This is a genomic window from Streptomyces shenzhenensis, assembly GCF_021462265.1.
Lineage (GTDB): Bacteria > Actinomycetota > Actinomycetes > Streptomycetales > Streptomycetaceae > Streptomyces > Streptomyces shenzhenensis.
The window spans coordinates 89,299-114,213 of record NZ_JAJONF010000024.1 but is presented as its reverse complement, the minus strand read 5'-3'; the positions used below and the strand labels follow the sequence as shown (position 1 = coordinate 114,213).

The window sequence follows — 24,915 nt, the reverse complement described above, 5'->3', positions numbered from 1 at the left end:
AGCGAAAGTTCGCCTGCTCTTCACGTGGAGCCGGGGATTCCGGTCGGGCGTCAGCCCTTGAGGGCCGCGTCCACAAGGGAGTTGAAGGCCGCGACCGTCATCGGCGGGTTGCCGCTGGAGTCGGCCGTCAGCATCTTGCCGTTCATGACGAAGCTCGGAGTGCCCGTCACGCCGTCCTTGTTGGTGTCGAAGGTCTTCGACATGGCCAGCGCCCAGGCGTCGTACTTGCCGGACTTCACGTCGGCCTGGAAGGACTTGTTGTTCTTCAGGGCCGGGACGGTGTCGGCGACCTGGATGAGGTAACTGTCGTTCTTGAACTTGTCGGTGGACTCGTCCGGGTGCCACTTCTTCGAGTACAGCGCGGTCTTGTACTCCAGGAACGCCTCGTCGCTGACGTTCAGCGCCGCGCCCATGGCGCTCATCGCGTTCTTGGAGCCCTCGCCGCGGGAGCCGATCTGCACCTTTCCGTTCTTAGTGGAGTCGCCGTCGAGGAACGTGCCACCGATGTACTGGATCTTGAACTTGCCGTCGTCGATGTCCTTCTTCACCGTCGGACCGACCGTCTGCTCGAACTGGGCGCAGATCGGGCAGCGCGGGTCCTCGTAGACCTTCAGGGTCTTCGCGGCGGTGGACTTGCCGATGACGACCGTGGTGCCGTCGGTACCCGTCGTGTTGGCCGGGGCGACGACCTTGGCGTCCTTCTCCGACTCCCAGTAGCCGGGCTTGTTGGCCTGGACGACGGCGTAACCTATGCCGCCCGCCGCGGCCAGCACGGCCACGACCGAGCAGGCCACGATGACCTGCCGCTTGACCTTCGCGCGCTTGGCCTGCTTCTCGCGCTCGGCGCGCAGCCGCTCCCGGGCCGCGTTCTTGGCAGCTGGGCTGTTCCGCTTGCTCATGTCGGTGATCTCCATAGGGGGACGCGCACATGTCGTGCGCGGGATACGTGTGGGGGACTCGTCGTGCTCGGACGACGGGCGTGCTCGGGAGAGAAGGGCGCTCAGCCGAAGGGCAGGGCGAGCGCCCCGGAGCACGGCGGTCCGCGCCGTCCCAGGGAGTGCACGAGGAGCAGGGCACGGGTGGCGGCCGGGCGGGGCGCCGGGCGCGGCAGCCGTGGCACCGGAGCCGGCCGGACCGTGCCGGCCGCGACCGCGAGGAGCAGCGGGCGGAAGGTGGTGGCGGCCACGGCGCGCAGCAACTGGGTCAGGGCGCGCTCGCCGCGGCGCAGCCAGGCGGCGGCGAGCAGCCCGACGCCGACGTGCGCGGCGAGCAGCAGCCAGGCGGCGGCCGGGTCGGCCTGCGCGAGGACCGCGGTGGCGCGGGAGCCGCCGGCCATGCGGGCCAGCGGGGTGCCGACCGTGCCGCCGTGGCAGAGCACGTCGAAGCCGACCGCCCGCAACGGGCCGGCGATGGGGCCGCCCGCCCGGCCGTAGCAGGCGTGCTGGCCGGTGGTGAAGACCGTGTCGGCGGCCAGCTCCAGGGGGATCAACAGGGCCGCGATCCGCCCGAAGCCGCGCTCGCGGCCCGCCAGCGCGTACGCGGTGAGGAACACGCCGGCGGCGACCGCCGCCACCGTCGTGAACGGCAGCGGGGCCCGGGACAGCAGCACGTGCGACGCGGTGCTGAGCGTCACGACGAAGGCCGTGAACAGCGCCGCGCGCACGACTCTGAGCTGGGTCCCGGATATGTCCATAGCGGTGGAGAGTCTGTCACGTACTCATGTAGGGGACCCCTAAAAGGGCCCTGAGAATCGGCGAAGGTTACAGGCCTGGAATGCGGCCGTTGCGGAACAGGTCGACGAAGATCTGGTGGTCGGCACGCGCGCGTGCGCCGTAGCTGTGCGCGAAGTCGGTGAGCAGGCCCGCGAATCCGTCCTCGTCGGCGGCGATCGCCGCGTCGATGGCCCGCTCGGTGGAGAACGGCACCAGGGACTCGCCGGAGGTGTCGTCGGCCGCCGAGTGCATGGACGCCGTGGCCCGGCCGAGGTCGGCGACGACCGCCGCGATCTCCTCCGGGTCGTCGATGTCGCTCCAGTCCAGGTCCACCGCGTACGGCGACACCTCGGCGACCAGCTGTCCCGCGCCGTCCAGCTCGGTCCAGCCCAGCCACGGGTCGGCGTGCGCCTGCAGGGCGCGCTGCGAGATCACCGTGCGGTGGCCCTCGTGCTGGAAGTACTCCCGGATCGCCGGGTCCGTGACGTGCCGGGAGACGGCCGGTGTCTGGGCCTGCTTGATGTAGATCACCACGTCGTTCTCCAGGGCGTCGGTGGCGCCCTCCAGGAGGATGTTGTACGACGGCAGGCCGGCCGAGCCGATGCCGATCCCGCGGCGGCCCACGACGTCCTTGACGCGGTAGGAGTCCGGACGGGACAGGGACGACTCGGGGAGCGTCTCCAGGTAGCCGTCGAAGGCCGCGAGCACCTTGTAGCGGGTGGCGGCGTCCAGCTCGATGGAGCCGCCGCCGGCGGCGAACCGGCGCTCCCAGTCGCGGATCTCCGTCATCGAGTCCAGCAGCTCGAAACGGGTCAGCGAGCGGGCCGCGCGCAGCGCGCCGAGCAGCGGGCCCTCGGCGGTGTCCAGGGTGAAGGGCGGCACCTCGTCGCTCTTCGCGCCCGTCGCCAGCGCGTGGATGCGCTCGCGGTAGGCGTCCGCGTACACCTCGACCAGCTCGGTGATCTGCTCGTCGCTGAGCGCCTTCGCGTACCCGATCAGCGCGATGGAGGCGGCGAAGCGCTTCAGGTCCCAGGTGAACGGGCCGACGTAGGCCTCGTCGAAGTCGTTGACGTTGAAGACCAGGCGGCCGTTGGAATCCATGTAGGTGCCGAAGTTCTCCGCGTGCAGGTCGCCGTGGATCCACACCCGCGAGGTGCGCTCGTCCAGGTACGGGCCGGTGTATATCCGGCCGCCTCCCCCGGCGGTCTCCGCGTCCAGGTCGTGGTAGAAGAGCGCGGCCGTGCCCCGGTAGAAGGCGAAGGCCGAGGCCGCCATCTTCCGGAACTTCACGCGGAACGCGGCCGGGTCGGCGGCCAGGAGCTCGCCGAAGGCGGTGTCGAAGACGGCGAGGATCTCCTCGCCGCGCTGCTCGTCGTTGAGCTGGGGGACCGACATCGCTGGGTGCCTCCTGGTACGGGTGCTGCCTGACATGTGGCACGGATCTCTCGCCGGACCAACGTGCGAAGGTCCCCGGGAGTGCCCGCCTTTCTCGGACGAAGGTACGCGGGGGAGCCCGCCGGGTGTCAGTGCCGAGGCATAGGATTCCGATGTCCCACCAGACTGTCCGCAGCCGGTCGGAAGATCGTCGACGCCTGCCCGCCCGTCGCCCGACCGCCGCCCCTCAACGAGGCGCTTCGCGCCGCCCCGGTTCACTTGGAGGCCGAAACCGTGTCAAAGCCGCCTTTCACGCACCTGCACGTCCACACCCAGTACTCGCTGCTGGACGGTGCCGCGCGGCTCAAGGACATGTTCAACGCCTGCAACGAGATGGGCATGACCCACATCGCCATGTCCGACCACGGCAACCTGCACGGAGCGTACGACTTCTTCCACTCCGCGAAGAAGGCCGGGGTCACCCCGATCATCGGGATCGAGGCGTACGTCGCCCCCGAGTCCCGGCGCAACAAGCGCAAGATCCAGTGGGGCCAGCCGCACCAGAAGCGGGACGACGTCTCCGGTTCCGGCGGTTACACCCACAAGACGATGTGGGCCGTGAACAGCACGGGCCTGCACAACCTCTTCCGGCTCTCCTCGGACGCGTACGCCGAGGGCTGGCTGCAGAAGTGGCCCCGGATGGACAAGGAGACCATCGCCCAGTGGTCCGAGGGGATCGTCGCCTCCACCGGCTGCCCCTCCGGCGAACTCCAGACCCGGCTGCGCCTCGGCCAGTACGACGAGGCCCTCAAGGCCGCCGCCGAGTACCAGGACATCTTCGGCAAGGACCGTTACTTCCTGGAGCTGATGGACCACGGCATCGACATCGAGCACCGGGTCCGCGAGGGCCTGCTGGACATCGGGAAGAAACTCGGCATCCCGCCGCTGGTGACGAACGACTCGCACTACACGTACGCGCACGAGGCGACCGCCCACGACGCCCTGCTGTGCATCCAGACCGGCAAGAACCTCTCCGATCCGGACCGCTTCAAGTTCGACGGCACCGGCTACTACCTGAAGTCCACGGACGAGATGTACGCCATCGACTCCTCGGACGCCTGGCAGGAGGGCTGCGCCAACACGCTCCTGGTCGCCGAGATGGTCGACACCACCGGCATGTTCGAGGCCAGGAACCTCATGCCGAAGTTCGACATCCCCGAGGGCTACACCGAGGTCACCTGGTTCAAGGAGGAGGTCCGCCGGGGCATGGACCGCCGCTTCCCCGGCGGTGTCCCCGAGGACCGGCAGAAGCAGGTCGAGTACGAGATGGACGTCATCATCCAGATGGGGTTCCCGGGCTACTTCCTCGTCGTCGCCGACTTCATCATGTGGGCCAAGAACAACGGCATCGCGGTCGGCCCCGGCCGAGGCTCCGCGGCCGGCTCGATCGTCGCCTACGCCATGGGCATCACCGACCTCGACCCGATCCCGCACGGCCTGATCTTCGAGCGGTTCCTCAACCCCGAGCGCGTCTCCATGCCCGACGTCGACATCGACTTCGACGAGCGCCGGCGCGTCGAGGTGATCAGGTACGTGACCGAGAAGTACGGCGCCGACAAGGTCGCCATGATCGGCACCTACGGCAAGATCAAGGCCAAGAACGCGATCAAGGACTCCGCGCGCGTCCTCGGCTACCCGTACGCGATGGGCGACCGCATCACCAAGGCCATGCCTGCCGACGTCCTCGGCAAGGGCATCGACCTGGACGGCATCACCAACCCCGCGCACCCCCGCTACAACGAGGCGGGCGAGGTCCGGGGGATGTACGAGAACGAACCGGACGTGAAGAAGGTCATCGACACCGCCAAGGGCGTCGAGGGCCTGGTCCGGCAGATGGGTGTGCACGCCGCCGGCGTGATCATGTCCAGCGAGACCATCACCGAGCACGTCCCGGTGTGGGTGCGGCACACCGACGGCGTGACCATCACACAGTGGGACTATCCGAGCTGTGAGTCGCTCGGCCTGCTGAAGATGGACTTCCTGGGTCTGCGCAACCTGACGATCATGGACGACGCCGTCAAGATGGTGAAGTCCAACAAGGGCGTCGACATCGACCTGCTGTCGCTGCCGCTGGACGACCCGACGACCTTCGAACTGCTCCAGCGCGGTGACACCCTGGGCGTCTTCCAGTTCGACGGCGGCCCCATGCGCTCCCTGCTGCGCCTGATGAAGCCCGACAACTTCGAAGACATCTCCGCCGTGTCGGCGCTCTACCGTCCGGGCCCGATGGGCATGGACTCGCACACCAACTACGCGCTCCGCAAGAACAAGCTCCAGGAGATCACCCCGATCCACAAGGAGCTGGAGGAGCCCCTCGAAGAGGTCCTCGCGGTCACCTACGGCCTGATCGTCTATCAGGAGCAGGTGCAGAAGGCCGCCCAGATCATCGCCGGCTACTCGCTCGGCGAGGCCGACATCCTGCGTCGCGTGATGGGCAAGAAGAAGCCCGACGAACTGGCCAAGAACTTCACCATCTTCCAGGCCGGCGCCAAGAAGAACGGCTACAGCGACGAGGCGATCCAGGCCCTGTGGGACGTCCTGGTCCCGTTCGCCGGCTACGCGTTCAACAAGGCGCACTCCGCCGCGTACGGCCTGGTCTCCTACTGGACCGCCTACCTCAAGGCGAACTACCCGGCCGAGTACATGGCCGCGCTGCTGACCTCCGTCAAGGACGACAAGGACAAGTCGGCGATCTACCTCAACGAATGCCGCCGCATGGGCATCAAGGTGCTCCCGCCGAACGTCAACGAGTCGGTGCACAACTTCGCCGCGCAGGGCGACGACGTGATCCTGTTCGGCCTGGAGGCCGTGCGCAACGTCGGTACCAACGTGGTCGAGTCGATCATCAAGAGCCGCAAGGCCAAGGGCAAGTACGCCTCCTTCCCCGACTACCTCGACAAGGTCGAGGCCGTCGCGTGCAACAAGCGCACCACGGAGTCGCTGATCAAGGCGGGCGCGTTCGACACCCTCGGGCACACCCGCAAGGGCCTCACCGCACAGTTCGAGCCGATGATCGACAACGTGGTCGCGGTCAAACGCAAGGAGGCCGAGGGCCAGTTCGACCTCTTCGGCGGCATGGGCGAGGAGGAGACCAGCGAGCCCGGCTTCGGACTCGACGTGCAGTTCACCGAGGACGAGTGGGACAAGGCCTATCTGCTCGCCCAGGAGCGGGAGATGCTCGGTCTGTACGTCTCCGACCACCCGCTCTTCGGCCTGGAGCACGTGCTCTCGGACAAGGCGGACGCGGGCATCGCCCAGCTGACCGGCGGTGAGCACGCGGACGGCGCGGTGGTCACCATCGGCGGCATCATCTCGGGCCTGCAGCGCAAGATGACCAAGCAGGGCAACGCCTGGGCGATCGCCACCGTCGAGGACCTGGCCGGTTCCATCGAGTGCATGTTCTTCCCGGCGACCTACCAGCTGATCTCGACCCAACTCGTCGAGGACGCGGTCGTGTTCGTCAAGGGCCGCCTCGACAAGCGCGAGGACGTGCCCCGGCTCGTCGCCATGGAGCTGGCCGTCCCGGACCTCTCGAACGCCGGCACCAACGCGCCCGTGATCCTCACCATCCCGGCCACCAGGGTCACCCCGCCGATGGTCAGCCGCCTCGGCGAGATCCTCAGCCACCACAAGGGCGACAGCGAGGTCCGGATCAAGCTGCAGGGCCCGACCAAGACCACCGTGCTGCGGCTCGACCGGCACCGGGTGAAGCCGGACCCGGCGCTGTTCGGCGACCTCAAGGTGCTGCTCGGCCCGTCCTGCCTGGCCGGATAGGGTTTCCGGTCCGTACACGCGCGGAAGGGGCGCACCCGCAACGGGTGCGCCCCTCCTGCACGGCTGGGCTTCAACTGCCGGGTGGGACCTGATCGATCCGCTCAGTTGTGGCCGAAGCTCTTCTGCTTCTTACGAGCAACATCGGCAGGGCTGCCCTGGATGTGCGACACCGGCGAGTCCTGGGGCTCGTTCGACGTACGCTGCCCGTGCTCGTGGGTCTGCTCGGCCTGCGAGGCGCGGTTCTGGGAGCCACCCTTGCGGTTCTTGTTCTTGGCCATGGTGATCTGCCTCCTGTGGGGGATCTAGGGGCCAAATTCAGATTCACATAGGCTGACAACAGGCGCATTTCGGATAATTACCGTCTGTAACAGGGCTTGTCGGAGGACGAGGCCCCGAAACGCCACGCCGAAGATCGAGTTCGGGCCGTTAACCCCCGCGTGGTCGGGCAGACTCGAAGGAAGCCCCGAAAGCAAACCTCCCGGAAAGAGGGTGAGTCGCGTGGACCGCTGCATTGTCCTGGTGGACGCCGGGTATCTGCTGGGTGCCGCCGCCAGTCTCCTCGCCGGTGAGCCCTCCCGATCCCGGATCACCGTCGACCACGCCGCGCTGATCCAGGCGTTGCGCGACCGCGCGGAGTCCGACACCGAGCGTCCACTGCTGCGCATCTACTGGTTCGACGGCGCCCCCGACCGTGTTCCCCAGCCGGAACACCGCAGGCTGCGCGTGATGCCCCGGGTGACCGTCCGGCTCGGCGCGCTGACCCGCAGCGACGGACGCTGGGCGCAGAAGGGCGTGGACGCGGCCATGCACGCCGAGCTGACCGAGCTGGCCCGCAACCGCGCCTGCTCCGACGTCGTGCTGGTGACCGGCGACGGGGACCTGCTGCCGGGCATGATGGCTGCCAAGGAGCACGGGGTCGCCGTACACCTGTGGGCCGTACAGGCCGCCGACGGGGACTACAACCAGTCCGAGGACCTGGTCGCCGAGGCCGACGAGCGGCGGGTGCTGGACCGGGCGTGGATCACCCAGGCGGTACGGGCCAAGGAGCTGACCGGGGTCTGCGCGCCGCAGCCGGTGCCGCGGCCGGAGATCGCCGCGATCCTCTCGGCGCCGCTGCCGGAGTCGTCGCTGGCGGCCGCGGCGGAGGCGGGGACCGAGAATGCCGACCGGGCACCCGCGGCGCGGGCGGTGGAGAACGGGACGGCGGAGCGGATGCCGGCGCCGAAGGGGGTGCCGACGCCCAAGGATCTCGCCGCGCTGCGGGCGCCGGGGGCCCAGCCGGTCCAGCATCCGGCGACGACGGCCACGCTGCGGTGGTCCTCCGACAAGGGGTGGGTGGACCGGCCGGGGGGCGCGGCGGAGTCGGCGGAGGCGGCGTCCATGCCGACACTGGCGCAGCTGACCACCGCGGAGCAGCGGTGGGCCGACCGGGAGGAGGACATCACGACCGTCGGCGGGGATCCGTACGAGGTCGGGCAGGTGTTCGCGCGGCGGTGGATGTCGCGGCTCGGGGACCAGAGCCATCTGCAGAAGCTGTCGGAGATGTATCCGCGGATTCCGCACCGGATCGACGGGGAGCTGTTGCGGTACGCGGCGCGCTTCGGGCTGCTGGCGCACAAGGACGACCAGATCGACGAGCACGACCGGTACGCCATTCGGGCGGGGTTCTGGAGAGAGTTCGATGTTCCGGCGGGGGCCGGGGAGCACGCGTCGGCGGGAGAGTAGCGGACGGGGCGGGGCCGGGCGGCGCGGCGGCGACTGCGGGCCGCCGGGGGCCGCTGGCGCCTCCGCGGCCCAGCCGCGGATGTGAAAGCCGAGGCGCCCCAAAGGCGAGTAAACCGGGGTGACCCCGTAGGCTCGTTCCTTGTGAGTACGGGCGTGGGTCGGGCACTTCGGCGACAGGGTGATGTCGTGTGTGCGGTGCGTGGGCTGACCAAGACCTACGCCGCGGTCAAAGGACGGCGTGGCGCCCCCGCCGTGCCCGCGGTGCGGGCCACCGACAGGGTGGAGCTCGTGGTCCGGCGCGGGGAGATCTTCGGGCTGCTCGGGCCGAACGGGGCCGGCAAGTCGACGCTCGTACGGCAGCTCACCGGGCTGCTGCGGCCCGACACGGGCAGCGTCGAGATCCTCGGGCACGACATCGTGCGGCACCCGGAGCGGGCCGCGCGGCTCCTCGCCTACCTCGGGCAGGAGTCCAGCGCCCTCGACGAGCTGACCGTGTCCCTCGCCGCCGAGACCACCGGGCGGCTGCGCGGACTGGACGTACGGCAGGCCCGGAGCGAGCGCGACGCCGTGCTGGAGGAGCTGGGCCTGACGCCGATCGCCGGACGGGCGCTCAAGAAGCTCTCCGGGGGACAGCGGCGGCTCGCGTGCTTCGCCGCCGCGCTGGTCGGGGAGCGGCCGCTGCTCGTGCTCGACGAGCCGACGACCGGCATGGACCCGGTCGCCAGGCGGGCCGTGTGGGCCGCCGTGGACCGGCGTCGGGCCGAGCGGGGGGCCACCGTGGTGCTGGTCACCCACAACGTCATCGAGGCCGAGACGGTTCTCGACCGGGTCGCCGTCATCGACCAGGGCCGGGTCATCGCCTGCGACACCCCGGCCCGGCTCAAGGAACGGGTCGCCGGCGAGGTGCGGGTCGAGCTGGTGTGGCGGGAGGAGGCCCCGCTGGACGTGCCCGAGGTGGCCGTCCTGCGGGAGCGCGCCGTCGAGTCCGGCCGGCGCTGGACGCTGCGGCTCGCGCCCGAGGAGGCGCGTACCGTCGTCGCCACGGTGACCGGCGGGGCCGCGTTCGGCGCCCTCGACGACTTCACCCTCGCCACGCCCAGCCTGGAGGACGTCTACCTGGCGCTGGGCGGCGCCGCACGGCAGGGGCTGGTGAAGGCGTGAGGGTGAACGGGGCGGCGGCCGGGCGCGTACGGAAAGACGCGGCGGCGGTACGGGCCGCAGGTGCCGCACGGAAAGGGAGCAGAGCGACGTGAGTGTCGTACCCGCGGAGGTTCTGCCGGGCGGTGCCCAGGCCGTGGAGGAGACGGCGCCGGGCGCCCCGGCGGCCGAGCTGGGCCCGCGCGCGCGGCTGTGGCCGGCGCTGCTGGCCGTCTACCGGGCGCAGCTGTCCCGGGCCCGGGTGGCCCGGATCCCGCTGCTGTTCGTCGCGACCTTCCAGTCCGTCGGCATCATGGTCATGATGCGCGGGGTGGTGGACTCGCGGGGCGAGGCCGAGTCGGTGGTGGCGGGCTCGGCGGTGGTCGTGGTGGCCTTCGTGGCGCTGAACCTGCTGGCGCAGTACTTCGGACAGCTGCGGGCGAGCGGCGGGCTCGACCATTACGCCACGCTGCCCGTGCCGCCGGCCTCGGTGGTGCTCGGGGCGGCCGCGGCGTACGCGTCCTTCACCGTGCCCGGGACGCTGGTGACGGCCGTCTTCGGGTGCGTGCTCTTCGGGCTGCCGCTCGGGAACCTGTGGATCCTGCTCGCCGTGATCCCGCTCGCGGGGGCGGCGCTGGCGGGGCTCGGCGCGGCCTGTGGACTGCTCGCACCGCGCCCCGAACTGGCCACGCTGCTCGGGCAGCTGGGCATGTCGGCGGCGCTGCTGCTCGGGGTGCTGCCGCCGGACCGGATGCCGGGGTTCATCCAGTTCGCCCGCGACCTGCTGCCTTCCACGTACGGCGTCGAGGCCTACGCCCATACCTTCGGGGCGCGGCCCGACTGGGCCGTGGTCCTCGCTGACCTGGGCGTGTGCGCGGGGGTGGGGGTCGTCTCACTGGCCGTCGCCACGTGGGCGTACCGCAGGGCGGCCGTCCGGTGACGCGCCCCACAGGCCGACCTGGCACGATGGCATCGTGACCGCACCGTTGACGCCGCCTCCGCCGCCGCACGACCAGTCCTCGCACCAGGCCCGGCAGGCACCGCCGCCCGACGGGGAGGCCGCGGGAGAGTACGGACAGCACGGCGAGTACGGCCAGTACGGCCGGGGCGGGCATCACGGCGAGTACGGACAGGACGGTCCCGGGATGAAGACCGAACTGCGGGAGGCCGCGGTGATCGCCGTCGCGGTGGCGGTCAGCGGTGTGCTGCTCGGGCTGCTGTGGCTGTGGCTGGCGCCGCATGTGCCGTTGGTGGGGGACCAGTCAGGCAAGAGCTGGGCGGTCTACCTCAAGGACAGCGAGGGGGAGCAGGCGGCGGGGGTGGACGGGACGTTCACACTGCTCGCGCTGGCCTTCGGGGTGGTGAGCGCGGTCGTGGTGTTCCTGTGGCGGCGGCGTGGGGGTGTGCCGCTGGTGGTGGCGCTGGGGGTCGGGGGGCTGCTCGCGTCGTTCCTGGCCTGGCGGCTCGGGGTGTGGCTGGGGCCGGAGCAGGATGTGATCGCCCATGCGAAGGCCGTGGGGAAGGGGGTGACGTTCTCGGCGCCGCTGAAGCTCGGGGCGAAGGGGGCGTTGCTGGCATGGTCGTTGGGGGCGTTGGTGGTGCATCTGGGGCTGACGGCGCTGTTCGGTCCGCGGGACCCGGAGCCGCCCTACGAGGACGGACCGTACGCCGCTCCACCGGCGTAGGTCTTTCTCGCCCCCGCCGCCCCTGCCCGTCCCGTCCACGTCCCGTCCTCCAGGGGGTGGGCCCCCTTCGACCGCCCGCTCCGGGGGCTGCCGCCCCCGAACCCCCGCATCGGCCTGAACGGCCTCGTCCTCAAACGCCGGACGGGCTGGTGGTGGGGGTGCGGGCCACGTTCGGTGACTGGTGATCGGGCGTGGCGGCAGAAGAGCCAGGGGCGCGGGGGACTGCGCGACCGGCCCATGAGGGCCCGCGGCCGGGTTGTCGTCTCAGGCGGCTGCGGAGCGCTCCGGTGGGGGCGCGGGGCCGGCCAGCGAGACTCGTCGATCAGGGACGCCCGATGGGGGCCAGGGTGGCGTTCGTGAGGGTGGCCAGGTCGGTCGGGGCGAGTTCCACCTCCAGGCCGCGGCGGCCCGCCGAGACGCAGATCGTGAGGTGGGCCGACGCCGACGCGTCCAGGACCGTGGGGAGTTTCCTGCGCTGGCCGAGCGGGGAGATGCCGCCGCGGATGTAGCCCGTCGTGCGCTCGGCCAGGGCCGGGTCGGCCATCGCCGCGCGCTTGCCGCCGACCGCGGTCGCCAGGGCCTTGAGGTCAAGGCTGCCGGCCACCGGGACCACCGCCACGGTGAGCGTCCCGTCCACGTCCGCGACCAGGGTCTTGAAGACGCGGTCCGGGGACACGCCCATCGCCTCCGCGGCCTCCTCCCCGTAGGACGGATGCGCGGGGTCGTGGTCGTAGGAGTGGACCGTGAAGTCCATCCCCGCTGTGTTCAGGGCCACCGTCGCCGGGGTGCCGCCGCCCCCGGACTGCTGCTTCTTCGGCTTCTTCGCCATGTTCAGAAAACCCCGGCTCAGTTCAGACTCGTCGGCGCCCGCGTCAGCTCCGCGGCGGGCAGGGACGGCAGATTACGGATGATCGCGGTCTCGGCGCGAAGGAGTTTCAGCTCGTCGCGGAGGCGGGACGCCGTGTCGGGCGCCTGGAGCAGGCGCTGCTTGGTGGGGGTGTCGTGCATCATCGCGGCCGCGACCAGGTAGGAGACGACGGACGGTTCGTCCGGGAGGTCGACGCCGGTGGACAGCGAGCGTTCCCGCGCGCCCGCCAGGCGCTTCTGGTACTGACGGAAGGCCCGCAGGACACCCTCGGCCAGCGCGCCGGCCTCGTCGCCCTGTTCCTCCGGCAGCTGCTCCAGCTCCGCCGTCAGGAACGGTCCCGACGCGTCGACGGAGAGCAGCCGCACCCGGTTCGTCCCGGTCGCCAGCACCTCGAACGTGCCGTTCGCCCGCTCCCGGATCGTCGCCGCGTCCGCCACACAGCCCACCCGGTGGAAGGACTTGAGAGGCTCGGGCCCGAAGCCGGCCGCCGGGCCCTTCTCGGGCTGGGCGGTCGGGTCCGGCATGCCCGGCGCGCTCGCCGCCACCTCGTGGCCGTCGCGGATCGCCACGACGGCGAACCGGCGCGGTTCTTCCTCGGGTGTCTTCAGCAGGTCGCGCATCATGGCGCGATAGCGCTCCTCGAAGACGTTCAGCGGCAGCACCAGCCCCGGGAACAGCACCGAGTTCAGCGGGAAGAGGGGAAGACGGACGGTGGTCACGGCGCCACAGCCTAGTGGTCATCGGCGGGAACATGTCCGCCGTGCCCGGTCCGTGGGCGTCCCGCGGTCCTCGGGGAGGGGATCGACGCGGCCTCGGGCGGCGGTTCCGTACCGGCCAGCAGGTGGTCGCGCAGGCGTACGAAATGGCCCAGCGGGTCGTCGGAGAGCCGGCCCCAGGGGAAGGACGTGACGTACGGGCCGATCAGCCGCAGCTGGGTGCGGGCGGCCTCCCAGCGTTCCAGGCGGACCAGCAGGTACATCAACGTGTTGCGGATCTCGGCGGGCCAGGGATCGGCCGCTGGGAACCGCGCGGACAGGGCGGTCGCCCGGTCGGCCGCCGCGTCCAGACGGGCCCGCGGCACCCCCGGGCCGCAGCCGTCGGTGAGGTAGGCGAAGGCCGCGCGGACCGGCAGGGCCTGGACGAGCGAGTCCGGCGGCGCGTCCTGCGCGGCCAGGTCGGCGAAGTCGAAGCACTCGCGGTGCGAGCCGTGCCAGTACGTGCCCAGATAGCGCAGCGCCGCCACATGGCAGCCGTAGTGGTGCGGGGCGCGGCGGACCGCCGCCTCCCACAGCTCCTCGAAGTACCGGTGGCCGGCGTTCGTCCCCCGGGCGTGGTCGAGCGCGATCCGCCACGGCACCGGGTCCCGGTCGTCGCCGCGCGCGGCCGCCGTGATCAGGGGGCTGAGCGGGCGCAGGAGTTCCGCGCGGGCGGGGGAGTCCCAGGCGTGGTCCACCGCGAGCTGGGCCTGGACCACCAGCAGGTCCGGGTCGTGCGGGGCGGCCATGGCCCACTGGTCGAGCCACTCGGCGCGGCAGCGGGCGAAGAGGGCGAGCCGGTGCGCGTACCGGTCCCGTTCCTCCCACTCGGCCGTCCTCCGGGTGCCGGCCAGCAGACCCGCGACGGGTGCGTACTCGCCCCGGCCCGCCGCGACCAGCACCGGAGCGAGCCGCTCGTCGGGCGCGTCGAGGAACACCTCGTCGTCGGCCGGGAGCCCTCCGGCGGCGAGAGGCGAGGCGGTCGTTGCCCTCCGCGGGGGACGGAAGAGCGCGCGCAGCGAAGCCATGGCGTCCACCATTGAAAGTCCGCAGGTCGGGGCAGCGCCAGACGGTATGGCCAACTCCACGAAAGTTGTACCCTCAGTAGTCAAGGGCGAGTAAAAGGTGACCGTCGCTCACCTGCTGGGTACCTGTCAGCGGCCCCGCTCAGCCGCCCCGGCGGCACCGTCCGGCCGCTCACCCGCCTCAGCGGCCCAAGGGGTCAGCCCCGCCGCAGCAGCCTCGTCGCCCCGGCCGCCACCGTCGTCGCCAGGATCCAGCCCAGCAGGATCATCGCCGCCGCCGCCCACTGCCAGCCGCCGGTGAGCCGCCACTGGCCGGCCTGGCCCAGGTCGATCACCGGCAGCAGCAGGTCCAGGACGAACAGCGCCGGATCCCAGGCCGGATGGCCACCGGAGTTCATCGGCGGATGCGGGGCGTGCGTGAACGCGAGCGTGCCCGCCGCCCACAGCACCGCCATCCACACCGCCGCCCGGCCCGGCCGGTAGCCGTAGGCCACCGTCAGGTCCTGCGCGTACCCCCAGAGCTTGGCGGCCAGCGGCAGCGTCTCGCGGCGCCGCCGCTGCTTGGCGAGCAGCACCTCGCGCGCGTCCTCGTCCTCGCCGGCGGCCCGCAGCACGGCCGCGAGGCGCTCGTACGGCTCCGGGTTGTACTCGGCGGTCGCCGCCGCCACCCACTCCAGGCGCCGGGTCAGCGGGAACGGGCCCTGCGGTACCAGGTTCTCGTAGACGAACCCGCCCATGTGCAGCCGTCCCGGCCCCGGCCAGCTGACCGCCCGGTCGACCAGGTTGGTGGTCCGGGCGCCCGACAGCAGCACCCCGCCGCGCTGCGGCTCCTCGCCGAGGAACCGCAGTTCCGGCGTCTGTACCCGGCGCAGCGACAGGTTCTGGTCGTCCGTGAGGACGAACCGCGCCCGCTCCAGGTCGACCGCGTCCCCGAACCGCCCGTCGTCGAGCCGGATCCCGCCCTGGCACTCGAAGCGCTGGATCCGCGTCCCGTGCGCCGGGGTCGTCCCGCTGAGCCAGGGGCCGCCCACCCCGGCCGGGGTCAGGTAGAGGGTCCGGCCGACCGTCAGCTGGGGCGCGTTCAGCGCGAACCGCCCGTCGGGATTGCGCAGCCGCGCCCCGCGCAGGCTCAGCGAGACGCCCACCTTGGCGCTGCGCAGGCTCAGCTCCCCGTGCGTCTCCAGGAGCTCCGCCTGCAGGTCCTGGCCGACGGTCATGCCGTCCGCCGCGATCGAGCGCCCGCTGCGGTCCCGGTACACCACCGCCTGGTTCAGCAGCAGATCGGTGCCGATGTGGGCGTCGGTCAGCCGGACCCCGCCGAGGAAACGGCAGCGCGGCAGATGCAGGTCACCCTCCGTGTGCACCCGGGCCGCCTCAAGGCGTGGCGCCGCGCAGTCCACGAACCGCACGGTCGTGAAGTACGCCTCCGGCAGAAGTATCTCCTCGTCGAACCGGCAGCCGCGCAGCTCCACGTACGGCTTGACCGTGCCGCCCGCCAGGTCCAGGGTGCCGGTGATCCGGACGCCGGCCAGCTTCAGCGAGGACACCCGGCCGTCCAGCGCCGGCGGACCGTCGAGCAGCAGCCAGCAGACGATCCGCGCCCGCACGGTCCGCTCCGGTCCCCACGGGTGGCCGCCGTGCGGATCGTCCACGTGCGCGTCGCCGCTGCTCAGGTCGTACACACTGCCGTTGCGGAACGCCTGCCACATGCCGGCCTCGGCCGCGGTCAGATCGTCCGGCAGGTCCCCGTCCCGGACGCCGTCCCCCTCGGTCACGGCTCTTCCTTCTTCCTCGGCCATTCGTGAGTCATGTCGGTACAACCGGTGATGCCCGGTGCGTGAGATCCCGAACACACAACGTGACGGTGATCTTCCGGGTTCAGGCCAGGCTATGTACCGGCCGTTGGCCCACGTTCTGTATCAGCCATTGATACGCACGGACGGGCCCCGAGTGCCGTCTGAGAGAATTGGTCACGTGATCTCTCGAATCGATCTGCGCGGCGACGCCCTTCCCGAGGGCCCCGCCCTGCGCGACCTGCTGCCCCGAGCCGACTTCGACGTCTCGGCCGCCCTGGAGAAGGTGCGCCCGATCTGCGAGGCCGTGCATCATCGGGGCGACGCGGCGCTGATCGACTTCGCCGAGAAGTTCGACGGGGTGACGCTGGAGCGGGTGCGGGTCCCGGCCGAGGCCCTGGCCAAGGCGCTGGAGGAGCTCGACCCGGCCGTGCGCGCGGCCCTGGAGGAGTCCATCCGGCGCGCCCGTCTCGTCCACCGCGAGCAGCGCCGTACGACCCACACGACCCAGGTCGTGCCGGGCGGGTCCGTGACCGAGAAGTGGGTGCCCGTGGAGCGCGTCGGGCTGTACGCGCCCGGCGGCCGGTCGGTCTACCCGTCCTCCGTGGTCATGAACGTGGTGCCCGCGCAGGAGGCCGGCGTCGGGTCCATCGCGCTCGCCTCCCCGCCCCAGGCCGAGTTCGGCGGCCTGCCGCACCCGACGATCCTCGCCGCCTGCGCCCTGCTCGGCGTCGACGAGGTGTACGCGGCCGGTGGCGCCACCGCCGTGGCGATGTTCGCGTACGGCACCGAGTCCTGCCCGCCCGCCAACATGGTGACCGGCCCCGGCAACATCTGGGTGGCCGCCGCCAAGCGCTACTTCACCGGCCGGATCGGCATCGACGCCGAGGCCGGCCCGACCGAGATCGCGGTCCTCGCGGACGCCACCGCCGACCCGGTGCACGTCGCCGCCGACCTGATCAGCCAGGCCGAGCACGACCCGCTCGCGGCGGCGGTGCTGGTCACCGACTCGACGGAGCTGGCGGACGCGGTCGAGAAGGAACTGGAACCGCAAATCGCGGCCACCAGGCACGTCGACGACCGGATCGTTCCGGCCCTGAGCGGCCGGCAGTCCGCGATCGTCCTGGTCGACGGCGTCGAGGAGGGCCTCAGGGTCGTCGACGCGTACGGCGCCGAGCACCTGGAGATCCAGACGGCCGACGCCCCCGCCGTGGCCGACCGGGTGAAGAACGCGGGCGCGATCTTCATCGGGCCCTGGGCGCCGGTCTCCCTCGGCGACTACGCCGCCGGGTCCAACCACGTGCTGCCCACGGGCGGCTGCGCCTGCCACTCCTCCGGGCTGTCCGTGCAGTCCTTCCTGCGCGGCATCCACATCGTCGACTACACGAAGGACGCGCTGGCCGAGGTCGCGCACCACGTGGTCACGCTGGCGGAGGCGGAGGACCTGCCCGCGCACGGCGCCGCGGTCAAGGCACGGTTCGGCTGGAAGGTACCCGAGAGCAAGTGACAGGCATCGACGATCTCCCCGTACGGGACGAGCTGCGCGGCAAGTCCCCCTACGGCGCGCCCCAGCTGGACGTTCCGGTACGGCTGAACACCAACGAGAACCCGTACCCGCTGCCCGAACCGCTGGTCGAGCGGATCGCGGAGCGGGTGCGCGAGGCCGCCCGTGGCCTGAACCGCTACCCCGACCGGGACGCCGTCCAGCTCCGCACCGAGCTGGCCAGGTACCTGACGAAGACCGGCAACCACCCGCTCTCCGTCGAGAACGTGTGGGCGGCCAACGGCTCCAACGAGGTCATCCAGCAACTGCTGCAGACCTTCGGCGGACCGGGCCGTACGGCGATCGGCTTCGAGCCGTCCTACTCGATGCACTCGCTCATCTCCCGCTCCACCGGCACCCGCTGGATCTCCGGCCCCCGCAACGAGGACTTCACCCTCGACGTCGCGGCGGCCTCGGCGGCCGTCGCCGAGCACAAGCCGGACGTCGTCTTCATCACCACTCCCAACAACCCCACGGGCAACGCGGTGCCGCCCGAGACGGTCCTCGCGCTCTACGCGGCCGCCCAGGCCGCCAAGCCGTCGATGGTGATCGTCGACGAGGCCTACGTCGAGTTCAGTCACGGCGCCTCGCTGCTGCCGCTGCTCGAAGGTCGGCCGAATCTCGTCGTCTCCCGGACCATGTCGAAGGCGTTCGGCGCGGCCGGGCTGCGCCTCGGCTACCTCGCCGCGGACCCCGCGGTGGTCGACGCGGTCCAGCTCGTACGGCTGCCGTACCACCTGTCGGCGATCACCCAGGCGACCGCGCTGGCGGCCCTGGAGCACACCGACACGCTGCTGAAGTACGTCGAACAGCTGAAGGCCGAGCGGGACCGGCTGGTCGCCGAGCTGCGCGCGGCGGGCCTCGAAGTCACCGAGTCCGACGCCAACTTCGTACAGTTCGGCCGGTTCGAGGACCCGCACGCGGTGTGGCAGCGGATCCTCGAGAGGGGCGTCCTCGTCCGCGACAACGGCGTGCCCGGCTTCCTGCGGGTGTCCGCCGGAACCCCCGAAGAGAACGACGCGTTCCTCGACGCGGTACGTGAAGTCAAGAAGGAGCTGGACGCATGACCCGCGTAGGGCGCGTGGAGCGCACCACCAAGGAGACCGCGGTCCTCGTCGAGATCGACCTCGACGGCACCGGCAGGACCGACATCGCCACCGGCGTCGGCTTCTACGACCACATGCTCGACCAGCTCGGCCGGCACGGCCTGTTCGACCTCACCGTGAAGACCGACGGCGACCTGCACATCGACTCGCACCACACCATCGAGGACACCGCCCTCGCCCTCGGCGCCGCCTTCAAGCAGGCCCTCGGCGACAAGGTGGGCATCTACCGCTTCGGCAACTGCACGGTCCCGCTGGACGAGTCCCTCGCCCAGGTCACCGTCGACCTGTCCGGCCGCCCGTACCTCGTGCACACGGAGCCGGAGAACATGGCCCCGATGATCGGCGAGTACGACACCACCATGACCCGGCACATCCTGGAGTCCTTCGTGGCCCAGGCCCAGGTCGCACTCCACGTGCACGTGCCCTACGGGCGCAACGCACACCACATCGTGGAATGCCAGTTCAAGGCGCTCGCCAGGGCGCTGCGCTACGCCTCGGAGCGCGACCCGCGCGCGGCTGGCATCCTCCCCTCGACGAAGGGCGCGCTGTAAAGCCATGACCGGGCTGTCCACCATCCTGATCGTCGTCGGCCTCTTCCTGGTCGGCGGAATCATCTCCTTCGTCAAGCAGAAGATGCCCACCAGCCTGATCGTGCTGCTCTCGATCGGCGCCGCGATGTGCCTGGTGGCGGGCGTCATGAGGCTGGAGGTGTGGAATTGACCGCTCCCAAGCGTGTGGTGGTCTTCGACTACGGCTTCGGCAACGTCCGGTCCGCCGAGCGCGCCCTCGCCCGTGCCGGGGCCGACGTCGAGATCACCCGTGACTTCGACAAGGCCATGAACGCGGACGGCCTGCTGGTGCCGGGCGTCGGCGCCTTCGCCGCCTGCATGGCGGGCCTGCGCGGGGCGCGCGGGGACTGGATCATCGACCGCCGGCTGTCCGGCGGGCGGCCGGTGATGGGCATCTGCGTCGGCATGCAGATCCTGTTCGCGCGCGGCATCGAGCACGGCGTGGAGACCGACGGCCTCGACGAGTGGCCCGGCTCGGTCGAGCCGCTCCAGGCCGAGATCGTCCCCCACATGGGCTGGAACACCGTGGACGCACCGGCCGGCTCCGAGCTGTTCGCCGGCCTGGACGCCGACGCGCGCTTCTACTTCGTGCACTCCTACGCCGTCCACGACTGGTCGCTGGAGACGCACAACGCCGCGCTGCGGGCGCCGCTGGTGACCTGGACGACGCACGGCAAGCCGTTCGTGGCCGCCGTGGAGAACGGCGCGCTGTGGGCCACCCAGTTCCACCCCGAGAAGTCCGGCGACGCCGGCGCCCAGCTCCTCACCAACTGGATCGGAACACTGTGAGCAAGCTCGAACTCCTTCCCGCCGTCGACGTCCGCGACGGCCAGGCCGTGCGCCTCGTGCACGGCGAGTCCGGGACCGAGACCTCCTACGGCTCCCCGCTGGAGGCCGCCCTCGCCTGGCAGCGGTCGGGCGCCGAGTGGCTGCACCTGGTCGACCTGGACGCGGCGTTCGGCACCGGCGACAACCGGGCACTGGTCGCCGAGGTCACCGAGGCGATGGACATCAGGGTCGAGCTGTCCGGCGGCATCCGCGACGACGCCACCCTGGCCGCCGCGCTCGCCACCGGCTGCACCCGGGTGAACCTCGGCACGGCCGCCCTGGAGACCCCGGAGTGGGTCGCCAAGGTCATCGCCGAGCACGGCGACAAGATCGCCGTCGGCCTGGACGTGCGCGGTACGACCCTCAGGGGCCGCGGCTGGACCCGCGACGGCGGCGACCTCTACGAGACGCTCGCCCGCCTCGACAAGGAGGGCTGCGCGCGCTACGTCGTCACCGACATCGCCAAGGACGGCACCCTCCAGGGCCCGAACCTGGAACTGCTGCGCAACGTGTGCGCGGCGACGGACCGGCCGGTCGTGGCCTCCGGCGGCGTGTCGTCACTGGACGACCTGCGGGCCCTGGCCGACCTGGTACCCCTCGGTGTCGAGGGCGCCATCGTCGGAAAGGCTCTGTACGCCAAGGCGTTCACCTTGGAAGAGGCTCTGGAGGCTGTGTCCCGATGACGTCAGAGGCCGTACGGCGCGTGCAGAGCGAAAGTCCCTGGGAGGAGACCTTCGGTTTCGCCCGCGCCGTCGCGGCGGGCGACCGGGTGCTGGTGGGCGGTACGACGTCCTTCAAGGGCACCGTGCTGTACGGGGAGGGCGACCCGTACGAGCAGGCCAAGGTGGCCTTCGCCACCGCCCTGGAGGCGATCGCGGAGTTCGGGCTGGGACCGGAGTCCGTGATCCGCACCCGCCTGTTCCTCGCGCACGCGCGCGACATGGACGCGGTGGGACGCGCCCACAAGGAGGTCTTCGACCCGGTGCGCCCGGTGACCACGTTCGTCGTGGTGACCGGCTTCGTCGACCCGCGCATCCTGGTCGAGGCAGAGCTAGAGGCATACAGAGGAGCCGTGGATTCATGACTCTGGCGGTCCGAGTCATCCCCTGCCTGGACGTGGACAACGGCCGGGTCGTCAAGGGCGTCAACTTCCAGAACCTGCGTGACGCGGGCGACCCGGTCGAGATGGCCAAGGTGTACGACGCGGAGGGCGCCGACGAGCTGACCTTCCTGGACATCACCGCGTCCTCCGGCGACCGGGAGACCACCTACGACGTGGTGCGCCGTACGGCCGAGCAGGTGTTCATCCCGCTGACGGTGGGCGGTGGCGTCCGCGCCGCCGAGGACGTCGACAAGCTGCTGCGCGCCGGCGCGGACAAGGTGGGCGTCAACACGGCGGCCATCGCCCGCCCCGACCTGATCCGCGAGATCGCGGAACGCTTCGGCCGCCAGGTCCTGGTCCTGTCGGTCGACGCCCGCCGCACCCCCTCCCGCGGTGGCTCGCCCGCCTCCTTCGAGGTCACCACCCACGGCGGCCGCCGCGGCACCGGCATCGACGCGGTCGAGTGGGCGCACCGGGCCGCCGAGCTGGGCGCGGGCGAGATCCTGCTCAACTCGATGGACGCGGACGGCACCAAGGACGGCTACGACCTCGAAATGATCGCCGCCGTCCGCAAGCACGTCACCGTCCCGGTCATCGCCTCCGGTGGCGCCGGCGCCCTCTCCCACTTCCCCCCGGCCGTCGCGGCGGGCGCGGACGCGGTCCTCGCCGCCTCCGTCTTCCACTTCGGCGACCTGCGGATCGGCGAGGTCAAGCAGACCCTGCGCGAGGCGGGGCACCCGGTGCGGTGACGCCACGCCGGCCGTGGCCGGGCCGCCCCGCTGACGGCGGTCAGCCCTTCGGCTGGGTGAGCTGGATCAGGTTGCCGACCGTGTCGTCGAGGACGGCGGCGATCACCGGGCCCTGGTCCCGCGGCCCGTGCGGGAAGCGGACGCCCAGGGCGCGCAGGCGGTCGTACTCCGAACGGAGGTCGTCGACGGAGAAGACGATCGCCGGCAGGCCCGCCTCGTACACGGCCTTGCGGTACGGGTCCGCGAGGGGGCCATGGCCCGGTTCCAGCAGGAGCTGCAGGTCCGGCTGGGCGCCCTGCGGCGCGCCGACCGTGATGAACGGGGTGCCGCCGCCCAGGTCCAGACAGGTGCGGGTCTCGAAGCCGAGGACGTCGGTGTAGAAGGCGTGCGCCTTCGGCACGTCGTCCACGTACACGCTCGTCATCGCGACCTTGATCACGGCGGGCTCCTCAGATGCCCAGCTTCCTGGACTCGGTCAGCTTGGCGATCGCGTTCTCGTCGCCGGCCACGTCGACCCTGGCCGTGCTCTGCCGGCCGAAGGCGAACATCAGCAGCTCGGAGGGCTCGCCGGTCACCGTCACCACCGGGGCACCGCGGTGGGCGACCGCCGTCTGGCCGTCCGGGCGGCGCAGCACCAGGCCCGTCGGCACACCCCGGCCGAGCAGCCGGGCGGTGCGCTCCAGACGGGACCACAGGGCGTCCTGGAAGACCGGGTCCAGCTCCCGCGCCGACCAGTCCGGCTGGGCCCGGCGGACGTCCTCGGCGTGCACGTAGAACTCGACCGTGTTCGCCGCCTCGTCCACCTGCTTGAGCTGGAACGGCGAGAACCGCGGCGGGCCGGTGCGGATCAGCTGGATCAGCTCCTCGTACGGCTTCGCCGCGAACTCGGCCGTCACCTTCTCCAGCCGCGGCGCCAGCTGCTTGATCACCGTGCCCCCGGCCGCGTCCGGCCGGCGTTCGCGCACCACCACGTGCGCGGCCAGATCACGGGTGGTCCAGCCCTCGCAGAGGGTCGGTGCCTCGGGACCGGCGGTCTCCAAGAGGTCGGCGAGCAGAAGCCGTTCACGCTTGGCGAAGGTCGACATACCGCCAGCCTACGACCACACTCACCGTCCGGACAGTGGACACGGACCGTGACTGTCGGTGCCGCGCGGCACAATGGCTCCCATGACCAGTACGACCGGTACGACAGGCACGCCCCCGTCCAGTGGCCTCGCCCCGGAGATCGCAGCCCGCCTCAAGCGCAGCGCCGACGGACTCCTGCCCGCCATCGCCCAGCAGTACGACACCGGCGAGGTACTGATGCTCGGCTGGATGGACGACGAGGCGCTGCACCGGACCCTCACCACCGGACGCTGCACCTACTGGTCGCGCAGCCGCCAGGAGTACTGGGTCAAGGGCGACACCTCCGGCCACTTCCAGTGGGTCAAGTCCGTCGCCCTCGACTGCGACGCCGACACCGTGCTGGTCAAGGTCGACCAGGTCGGCGCCGCCTGCCACACCGGTGACCGCACCTGCTTCGACGCCGACGTGCTCCGCAGGGACGGCGCCGGTTCCGGCGTCCCGTCCTCCGATCAGTAAGGTCTGCCGCCATGGACCTCGAGACCTTCCGCAAGCTCGCGACCGACCGGCGTGTCATCCCGGTCACCCGCAAGCTCCTCGCCGACGGCGACACCCCGGTCGCGCTCTACCGCAAGCTCGCCGCCGAGCGCCCCGGCACCTTCCTGCTGGAGTCCGCCGAGAACGGCCGTACGGCGTACCAGTGGTCTCGGTACTCCTTCATCGGCGTCCGCTCCGCCGCCACCCTCACCGCCCGCGACGGCCAGGCCCACTGGCTCGGCACCCCGCCGGTCGGCGTGCCCGTCGACGGCGACCCGCTGGCCGCCCTGCGCGCCACCATCGAGGCCCTGCACACCCCGCACACCCAGGAACTGCCCCCCTTCACCGGCGGCATGGTCGGCTACCTCGGCTACGACATCGTGCGCCGCCTGGAGAAGATCGGCCCGGGCGAGCGCGACGACCTCGGGCTCCCCGAGCTGACCATGCTCCTCACCAGCGACCTCGCCGTCATGGACCACTGGGAGGGCTCGGTCCTGCTGATCGCCAACGCGATCAACCACAACGACCTCGACACCGGCGTGGACGAGGCCCACGCCGACGCCGTGGCCCGCCTGGACGCAATGGAGGCGGACCTCTCCCGCCCGGTCGCCCAGCCGCCCGCCGTCCTGCCGCCCTCCGAACTCCCCGAGTACACCGCGCTGTGGGGCGGCCCCGACTTCCAGACGGCCGTCGAGGACATCAAGGAGCGCATCCGCGCGGGCGAGGCCTTCCAGGTCGTCCCCTCCCAGCGCTTCGAGACCCCGTGCACGGCCAGTGCGCTGGACGTCTACCGGGTCCTCAGGGCCACCAACCCGTCGCCGTACATGTACCTCTTCCGCTTCGACGGCTTCGACGTCGTGGGATCCAGCCCCGAGGCGCTGGTCAAGGTCGAGGGCGGGCAGGCCATGGTGCACCCCATCGCCGGCACCCGGCCGCGCGGGGCCACCCCGCAGGAGGACCAGGCCCTCGCCGAGGAACTGCTGGCCGACCCCAAGGAGCGCGCCGAGCACCTGATGCTCGTCGACCTCGGGCGCAACGACCTGGGGCGGGTCTGCGAGCCGGGCTCCGTCGAGGTCGTCGACTTCATGTCCGTCGAGCGGTACTCGCACGTCATGCACATCGTCTCGACGGTCACCGGAAAGGTCGCCGGGGGCCGCACCGCCTTCGACGTCCTCACCGCCTGCTTCCCGGCCGGCACCCTCTCCGGCGCCCCCAAGCCCCGGGCGATGCAGATCATCGACGAACTGGAGCCGTCCAGAAGGGGGCTGTACGGCGGCTGCGTCGGCTACCTCGACTTCGCCGGCGACTCCGACACCGCCATCGCCATCCGCACCGCCCTGCTCCGCGACGGCACGGCGTACGTCCAGGCGGGCGCCGGCATCGTCGCCGATTCCGACCCGGCAGCCGAGGACCAGGAGTGCCGCAACAAGGCGGCGGCGGTCCTGCGGGCCGTGCACACGGCCAACAGGCTGGGAAAGTAGGGCGCTTCTCACCCGACCCCGGGTGACCGT

Annotated in this window: 25 protein-coding genes; 15 read left to right on the top strand and 10 right to left on the bottom strand. The window is 71.4% G+C overall.

Annotated features, from left to right (window positions below; genetic code table 11):
* Positions 1–50 precede the first annotated feature (50 nt).
* The 3 genes from LQ326_RS28040 to LQ326_RS28030 all read right to left on the bottom strand — a co-directional run bounded on the left by LQ326_RS28040 (position 51) and on the right by LQ326_RS28030 (position 3,107).
* The gene (locus LQ326_RS28040; RefSeq protein ID WP_234541373.1) at positions 51–899 is read right to left on the bottom strand and encodes a thioredoxin domain-containing protein; all 849 of its coding nucleotides are present in this window, start codon (positions 897–899) and stop codon (positions 51–53) included.
* Between the two features lie 101 nt (positions 900–1,000).
* The gene (locus LQ326_RS28035; RefSeq protein WP_234541371.1) at positions 1,001–1,693 is read right to left on the bottom strand and encodes a hypothetical protein; all 693 of its coding nucleotides are present in this window, start codon (positions 1,691–1,693) and stop codon (positions 1,001–1,003) included.
* A 67-nt stretch (positions 1,694–1,760) separates the two neighbouring features.
* Positions 1,761–3,107, bottom strand: coding sequence for a DUF2252 domain-containing protein (locus LQ326_RS28030; protein WP_234541370.1), 1,347 nt, complete (start codon positions 3,105–3,107; stop codon positions 1,761–1,763).
* Positions 3,108–3,380: 273 nt separating this feature from the next.
* On the opposite strand from LQ326_RS28030, the gene dnaE reads away from it, so the two are divergent.
* Positions 3,381–6,920: a DNA polymerase III subunit alpha gene (gene dnaE, locus LQ326_RS28025; protein WP_234541369.1), complete on the top strand. Its 3,540-nt coding sequence runs from the start codon at positions 3,381–3,383 to the stop codon at positions 6,918–6,920.
* Between the two features lie 101 nt (positions 6,921–7,021).
* Here dnaE and LQ326_RS28020 read toward each other — a convergent pair whose 3' ends face one another.
* A complete protein-coding gene (locus LQ326_RS28020) occupies positions 7,022–7,198 on the bottom strand; it encodes a hypothetical protein (protein ID WP_181802551.1) in 177 nt (58 codons plus the stop codon).
* A 220-nt stretch (positions 7,199–7,418) separates the two neighbouring features.
* Here LQ326_RS28020 and LQ326_RS28015 point away from each other — a divergent pair, with 220 nt between their 5' ends.
* From LQ326_RS28015 to LQ326_RS28000, 4 genes are all read left to right on the top strand, one after another.
* Complete coding sequence (locus LQ326_RS28015) at positions 7,419–8,645, top strand: NYN domain-containing protein (protein ID WP_234541368.1); 1,227 nt, start codon at positions 7,419–7,421, stop codon at positions 8,643–8,645.
* A 186-nt stretch (positions 8,646–8,831) separates the two neighbouring features.
* Positions 8,832–9,806 (top strand): ABC transporter ATP-binding protein, encoded by a 975-nt coding sequence (locus LQ326_RS28010; protein WP_372496973.1) that lies wholly within the window; start codon positions 8,832–8,834, stop codon positions 9,804–9,806.
* Positions 9,807–9,894: 88 nt separating this feature from the next.
* Positions 9,895–10,722: an ABC transporter permease gene (locus LQ326_RS28005; RefSeq protein WP_234541366.1), complete on the top strand. Its 828-nt coding sequence runs from the start codon at positions 9,895–9,897 to the stop codon at positions 10,720–10,722.
* A 34-nt stretch (positions 10,723–10,756) separates the two neighbouring features.
* Positions 10,757–11,467 carry an AAA family ATPase gene (locus LQ326_RS28000; RefSeq protein ID WP_234541364.1) on the top strand — a complete coding sequence of 237 codons (711 nt, stop codon included), beginning with the start codon at positions 10,757–10,759 and terminating at the stop codon, positions 11,465–11,467.
* A gap of 322 nt (positions 11,468–11,789) precedes the next feature.
* On the opposite strand, the gene ybaK is transcribed toward LQ326_RS28000, so the two are convergent.
* From ybaK to LQ326_RS27980, 4 genes are all read right to left on the bottom strand, one after another.
* Complete coding sequence (gene ybaK, locus LQ326_RS27995; RefSeq protein ID WP_234541363.1) at positions 11,790–12,296, bottom strand: Cys-tRNA(Pro) deacylase; 507 nt, start codon at positions 12,294–12,296, stop codon at positions 11,790–11,792.
* Between the two features lie 17 nt (positions 12,297–12,313).
* Complete coding sequence (locus LQ326_RS27990) at positions 12,314–13,054, bottom strand: LON peptidase substrate-binding domain-containing protein (RefSeq protein ID WP_234541362.1); 741 nt, start codon at positions 13,052–13,054, stop codon at positions 12,314–12,316.
* Between the two features lie 11 nt (positions 13,055–13,065).
* Entirely contained in the window at positions 13,066–14,130 is a 1,065-nt protein-coding gene (locus tag LQ326_RS27985) for a hypothetical protein (RefSeq protein ID WP_372496972.1), read from the bottom strand.
* Positions 14,131–14,312: 182 nt separating this feature from the next.
* Positions 14,313–15,890, bottom strand: coding sequence for an oxidoreductase (locus tag LQ326_RS27980; RefSeq protein ID WP_234541359.1), 1,578 nt, complete (start codon positions 15,888–15,890; stop codon positions 14,313–14,315).
* Between the two features lie 199 nt (positions 15,891–16,089).
* Between LQ326_RS27980 and hisD the strand changes: the two genes are divergently transcribed.
* From hisD to hisF, 8 genes are read left to right on the top strand one after another with little or no spacing between them, the layout of a single operon-like run.
* Positions 16,090–17,415, top strand: coding sequence for a histidinol dehydrogenase (gene hisD / locus LQ326_RS27975; protein ID WP_234541358.1), 1,326 nt, complete (start codon positions 16,090–16,092; stop codon positions 17,413–17,415).
* On the top strand, positions 17,412–18,518 hold the full coding sequence (locus LQ326_RS27970) for a histidinol-phosphate transaminase (protein ID WP_234541357.1): 1,107 nt from the start codon (positions 17,412–17,414) through the stop codon (positions 18,516–18,518). The genes hisD and LQ326_RS27970 overlap by 4 nt, the downstream gene beginning before the upstream one ends.
* The gene (gene hisB / locus LQ326_RS27965; RefSeq protein ID WP_234541355.1) at positions 18,515–19,108 is read left to right on the top strand and encodes an imidazoleglycerol-phosphate dehydratase HisB; all 594 of its coding nucleotides are present in this window, start codon (positions 18,515–18,517) and stop codon (positions 19,106–19,108) included. The genes LQ326_RS27970 and hisB overlap by 4 nt, the downstream gene beginning before the upstream one ends.
* A 4-nt stretch (positions 19,109–19,112) precedes the next feature.
* Positions 19,113–19,277 (top strand): hypothetical protein, encoded by a 165-nt coding sequence (locus LQ326_RS27960; protein WP_234541353.1) that lies wholly within the window; start codon positions 19,113–19,115, stop codon positions 19,275–19,277.
* Entirely contained in the window at positions 19,274–19,915 is a 642-nt protein-coding gene (hisH, locus tag LQ326_RS27955; protein WP_234541352.1) for an imidazole glycerol phosphate synthase subunit HisH, read from the top strand. Before LQ326_RS27960 ends, hisH begins: the two co-directional genes overlap by 4 nt.
* Positions 19,912–20,637 (top strand): bifunctional 1-(5-phosphoribosyl)-5-((5-phosphoribosylamino)methylideneamino)imidazole-4-carboxamide isomerase/phosphoribosylanthranilate isomerase PriA, encoded by a 726-nt coding sequence (priA, locus tag LQ326_RS27950; protein WP_181802565.1) that lies wholly within the window; start codon positions 19,912–19,914, stop codon positions 20,635–20,637. Before hisH ends, priA begins: the two co-directional genes overlap by 4 nt.
* Complete coding sequence (locus tag LQ326_RS27945; RefSeq protein WP_234541351.1) at positions 20,634–21,038, top strand: RidA family protein; 405 nt, start codon at positions 20,634–20,636, stop codon at positions 21,036–21,038. The genes priA and LQ326_RS27945 overlap by 4 nt, the downstream gene beginning before the upstream one ends.
* Positions 21,035–21,805: an imidazole glycerol phosphate synthase subunit HisF gene (gene hisF, locus LQ326_RS27940; RefSeq protein WP_234541350.1), complete on the top strand. Its 771-nt coding sequence runs from the start codon at positions 21,035–21,037 to the stop codon at positions 21,803–21,805. Before LQ326_RS27945 ends, hisF begins: the two co-directional genes overlap by 4 nt.
* A 40-nt stretch (positions 21,806–21,845) precedes the next feature.
* On the opposite strand, the gene LQ326_RS27935 is transcribed toward hisF, so the two are convergent.
* Together LQ326_RS27935 and LQ326_RS27930 are read right to left on the bottom strand one after the other, a co-directional pair.
* Positions 21,846–22,244 (bottom strand): VOC family protein, encoded by a 399-nt coding sequence (locus LQ326_RS27935; RefSeq protein WP_234541348.1) that lies wholly within the window; start codon positions 22,242–22,244, stop codon positions 21,846–21,848.
* Positions 22,245–22,254: 10 nt separating this feature from the next.
* The gene (locus LQ326_RS27930) at positions 22,255–22,890 is read right to left on the bottom strand and encodes a TIGR03085 family metal-binding protein (protein ID WP_181802569.1); all 636 of its coding nucleotides are present in this window, start codon (positions 22,888–22,890) and stop codon (positions 22,255–22,257) included.
* 73 nt (positions 22,891–22,963) lie between these two features.
* Between LQ326_RS27930 and hisI the strand changes: the two genes are divergently transcribed.
* Both hisI and LQ326_RS27920 read left to right on the top strand, forming a co-directional pair.
* Positions 22,964–23,386, top strand: a complete 423-nt coding sequence (hisI, locus tag LQ326_RS27925) for a phosphoribosyl-AMP cyclohydrolase (protein WP_234541427.1) — start codon at positions 22,964–22,966, stop codon at positions 23,384–23,386.
* A gap of 11 nt (positions 23,387–23,397) precedes the next feature.
* Entirely contained in the window at positions 23,398–24,885 is a 1,488-nt protein-coding gene (locus LQ326_RS27920; protein ID WP_234541347.1) for an anthranilate synthase component I, read from the top strand.
* Positions 24,886–24,915: the final 30 nt, after the last annotated feature.

Coding starts and splice junctions, on each gene's coding strand:
- LQ326_RS28040 (WP_234541373.1), bottom strand. CDS start 899: ATGAGCAAGCGGAACAGCCCAGCTGCCAAGAACGCGGCCCGGGAGCGG.
- LQ326_RS28035 (WP_234541371.1), bottom strand. CDS start 1,693: ATGGACATATCCGGGACCCAGCTCAGAGTCGTGCGCGCGGCGCTGTTC.
- LQ326_RS28030 (WP_234541370.1), bottom strand. CDS start 3,107: ATGTCGGTCCCCCAGCTCAACGACGAGCAGCGCGGCGAGGAGATCCTC.
- LQ326_RS28020 (WP_181802551.1), bottom strand. CDS start 7,198: ATGGCCAAGAACAAGAACCGCAAGGGTGGCTCCCAGAACCGCGCCTCG.
- ybaK (WP_234541363.1), bottom strand. CDS start 12,296: ATGGCGAAGAAGCCGAAGAAGCAGCAGTCCGGGGGCGGCGGCACCCCG.
- LQ326_RS27985 (WP_372496972.1), bottom strand. CDS start 14,130: ATGGTGGACGCCATGGCTTCGCTGCGCGCGCTCTTCCGTCCCCCGCGG.
- hisB (WP_234541355.1), top strand. CDS start 18,515: ATGACCCGCGTAGGGCGCGTGGAGCGCACCACCAAGGAGACCGCGGTC.
- LQ326_RS27960 (WP_234541353.1), top strand. CDS start 19,113: ATGACCGGGCTGTCCACCATCCTGATCGTCGTCGGCCTCTTCCTGGTC.
- LQ326_RS27945 (WP_234541351.1), top strand. CDS start 20,634: ATGACGTCAGAGGCCGTACGGCGCGTGCAGAGCGAAAGTCCCTGGGAG.
- hisF (WP_234541350.1), top strand. CDS start 21,035: ATGACTCTGGCGGTCCGAGTCATCCCCTGCCTGGACGTGGACAACGGC.
- LQ326_RS27930 (WP_181802569.1), bottom strand. CDS start 22,890: ATGTCGACCTTCGCCAAGCGTGAACGGCTTCTGCTCGCCGACCTCTTG.
- hisI (WP_234541427.1), top strand. CDS start 22,964: ATGGCTCCCATGACCAGTACGACCGGTACGACAGGCACGCCCCCGTCC.
- LQ326_RS27920 (WP_234541347.1), top strand. CDS start 23,398: ATGGACCTCGAGACCTTCCGCAAGCTCGCGACCGACCGGCGTGTCATC.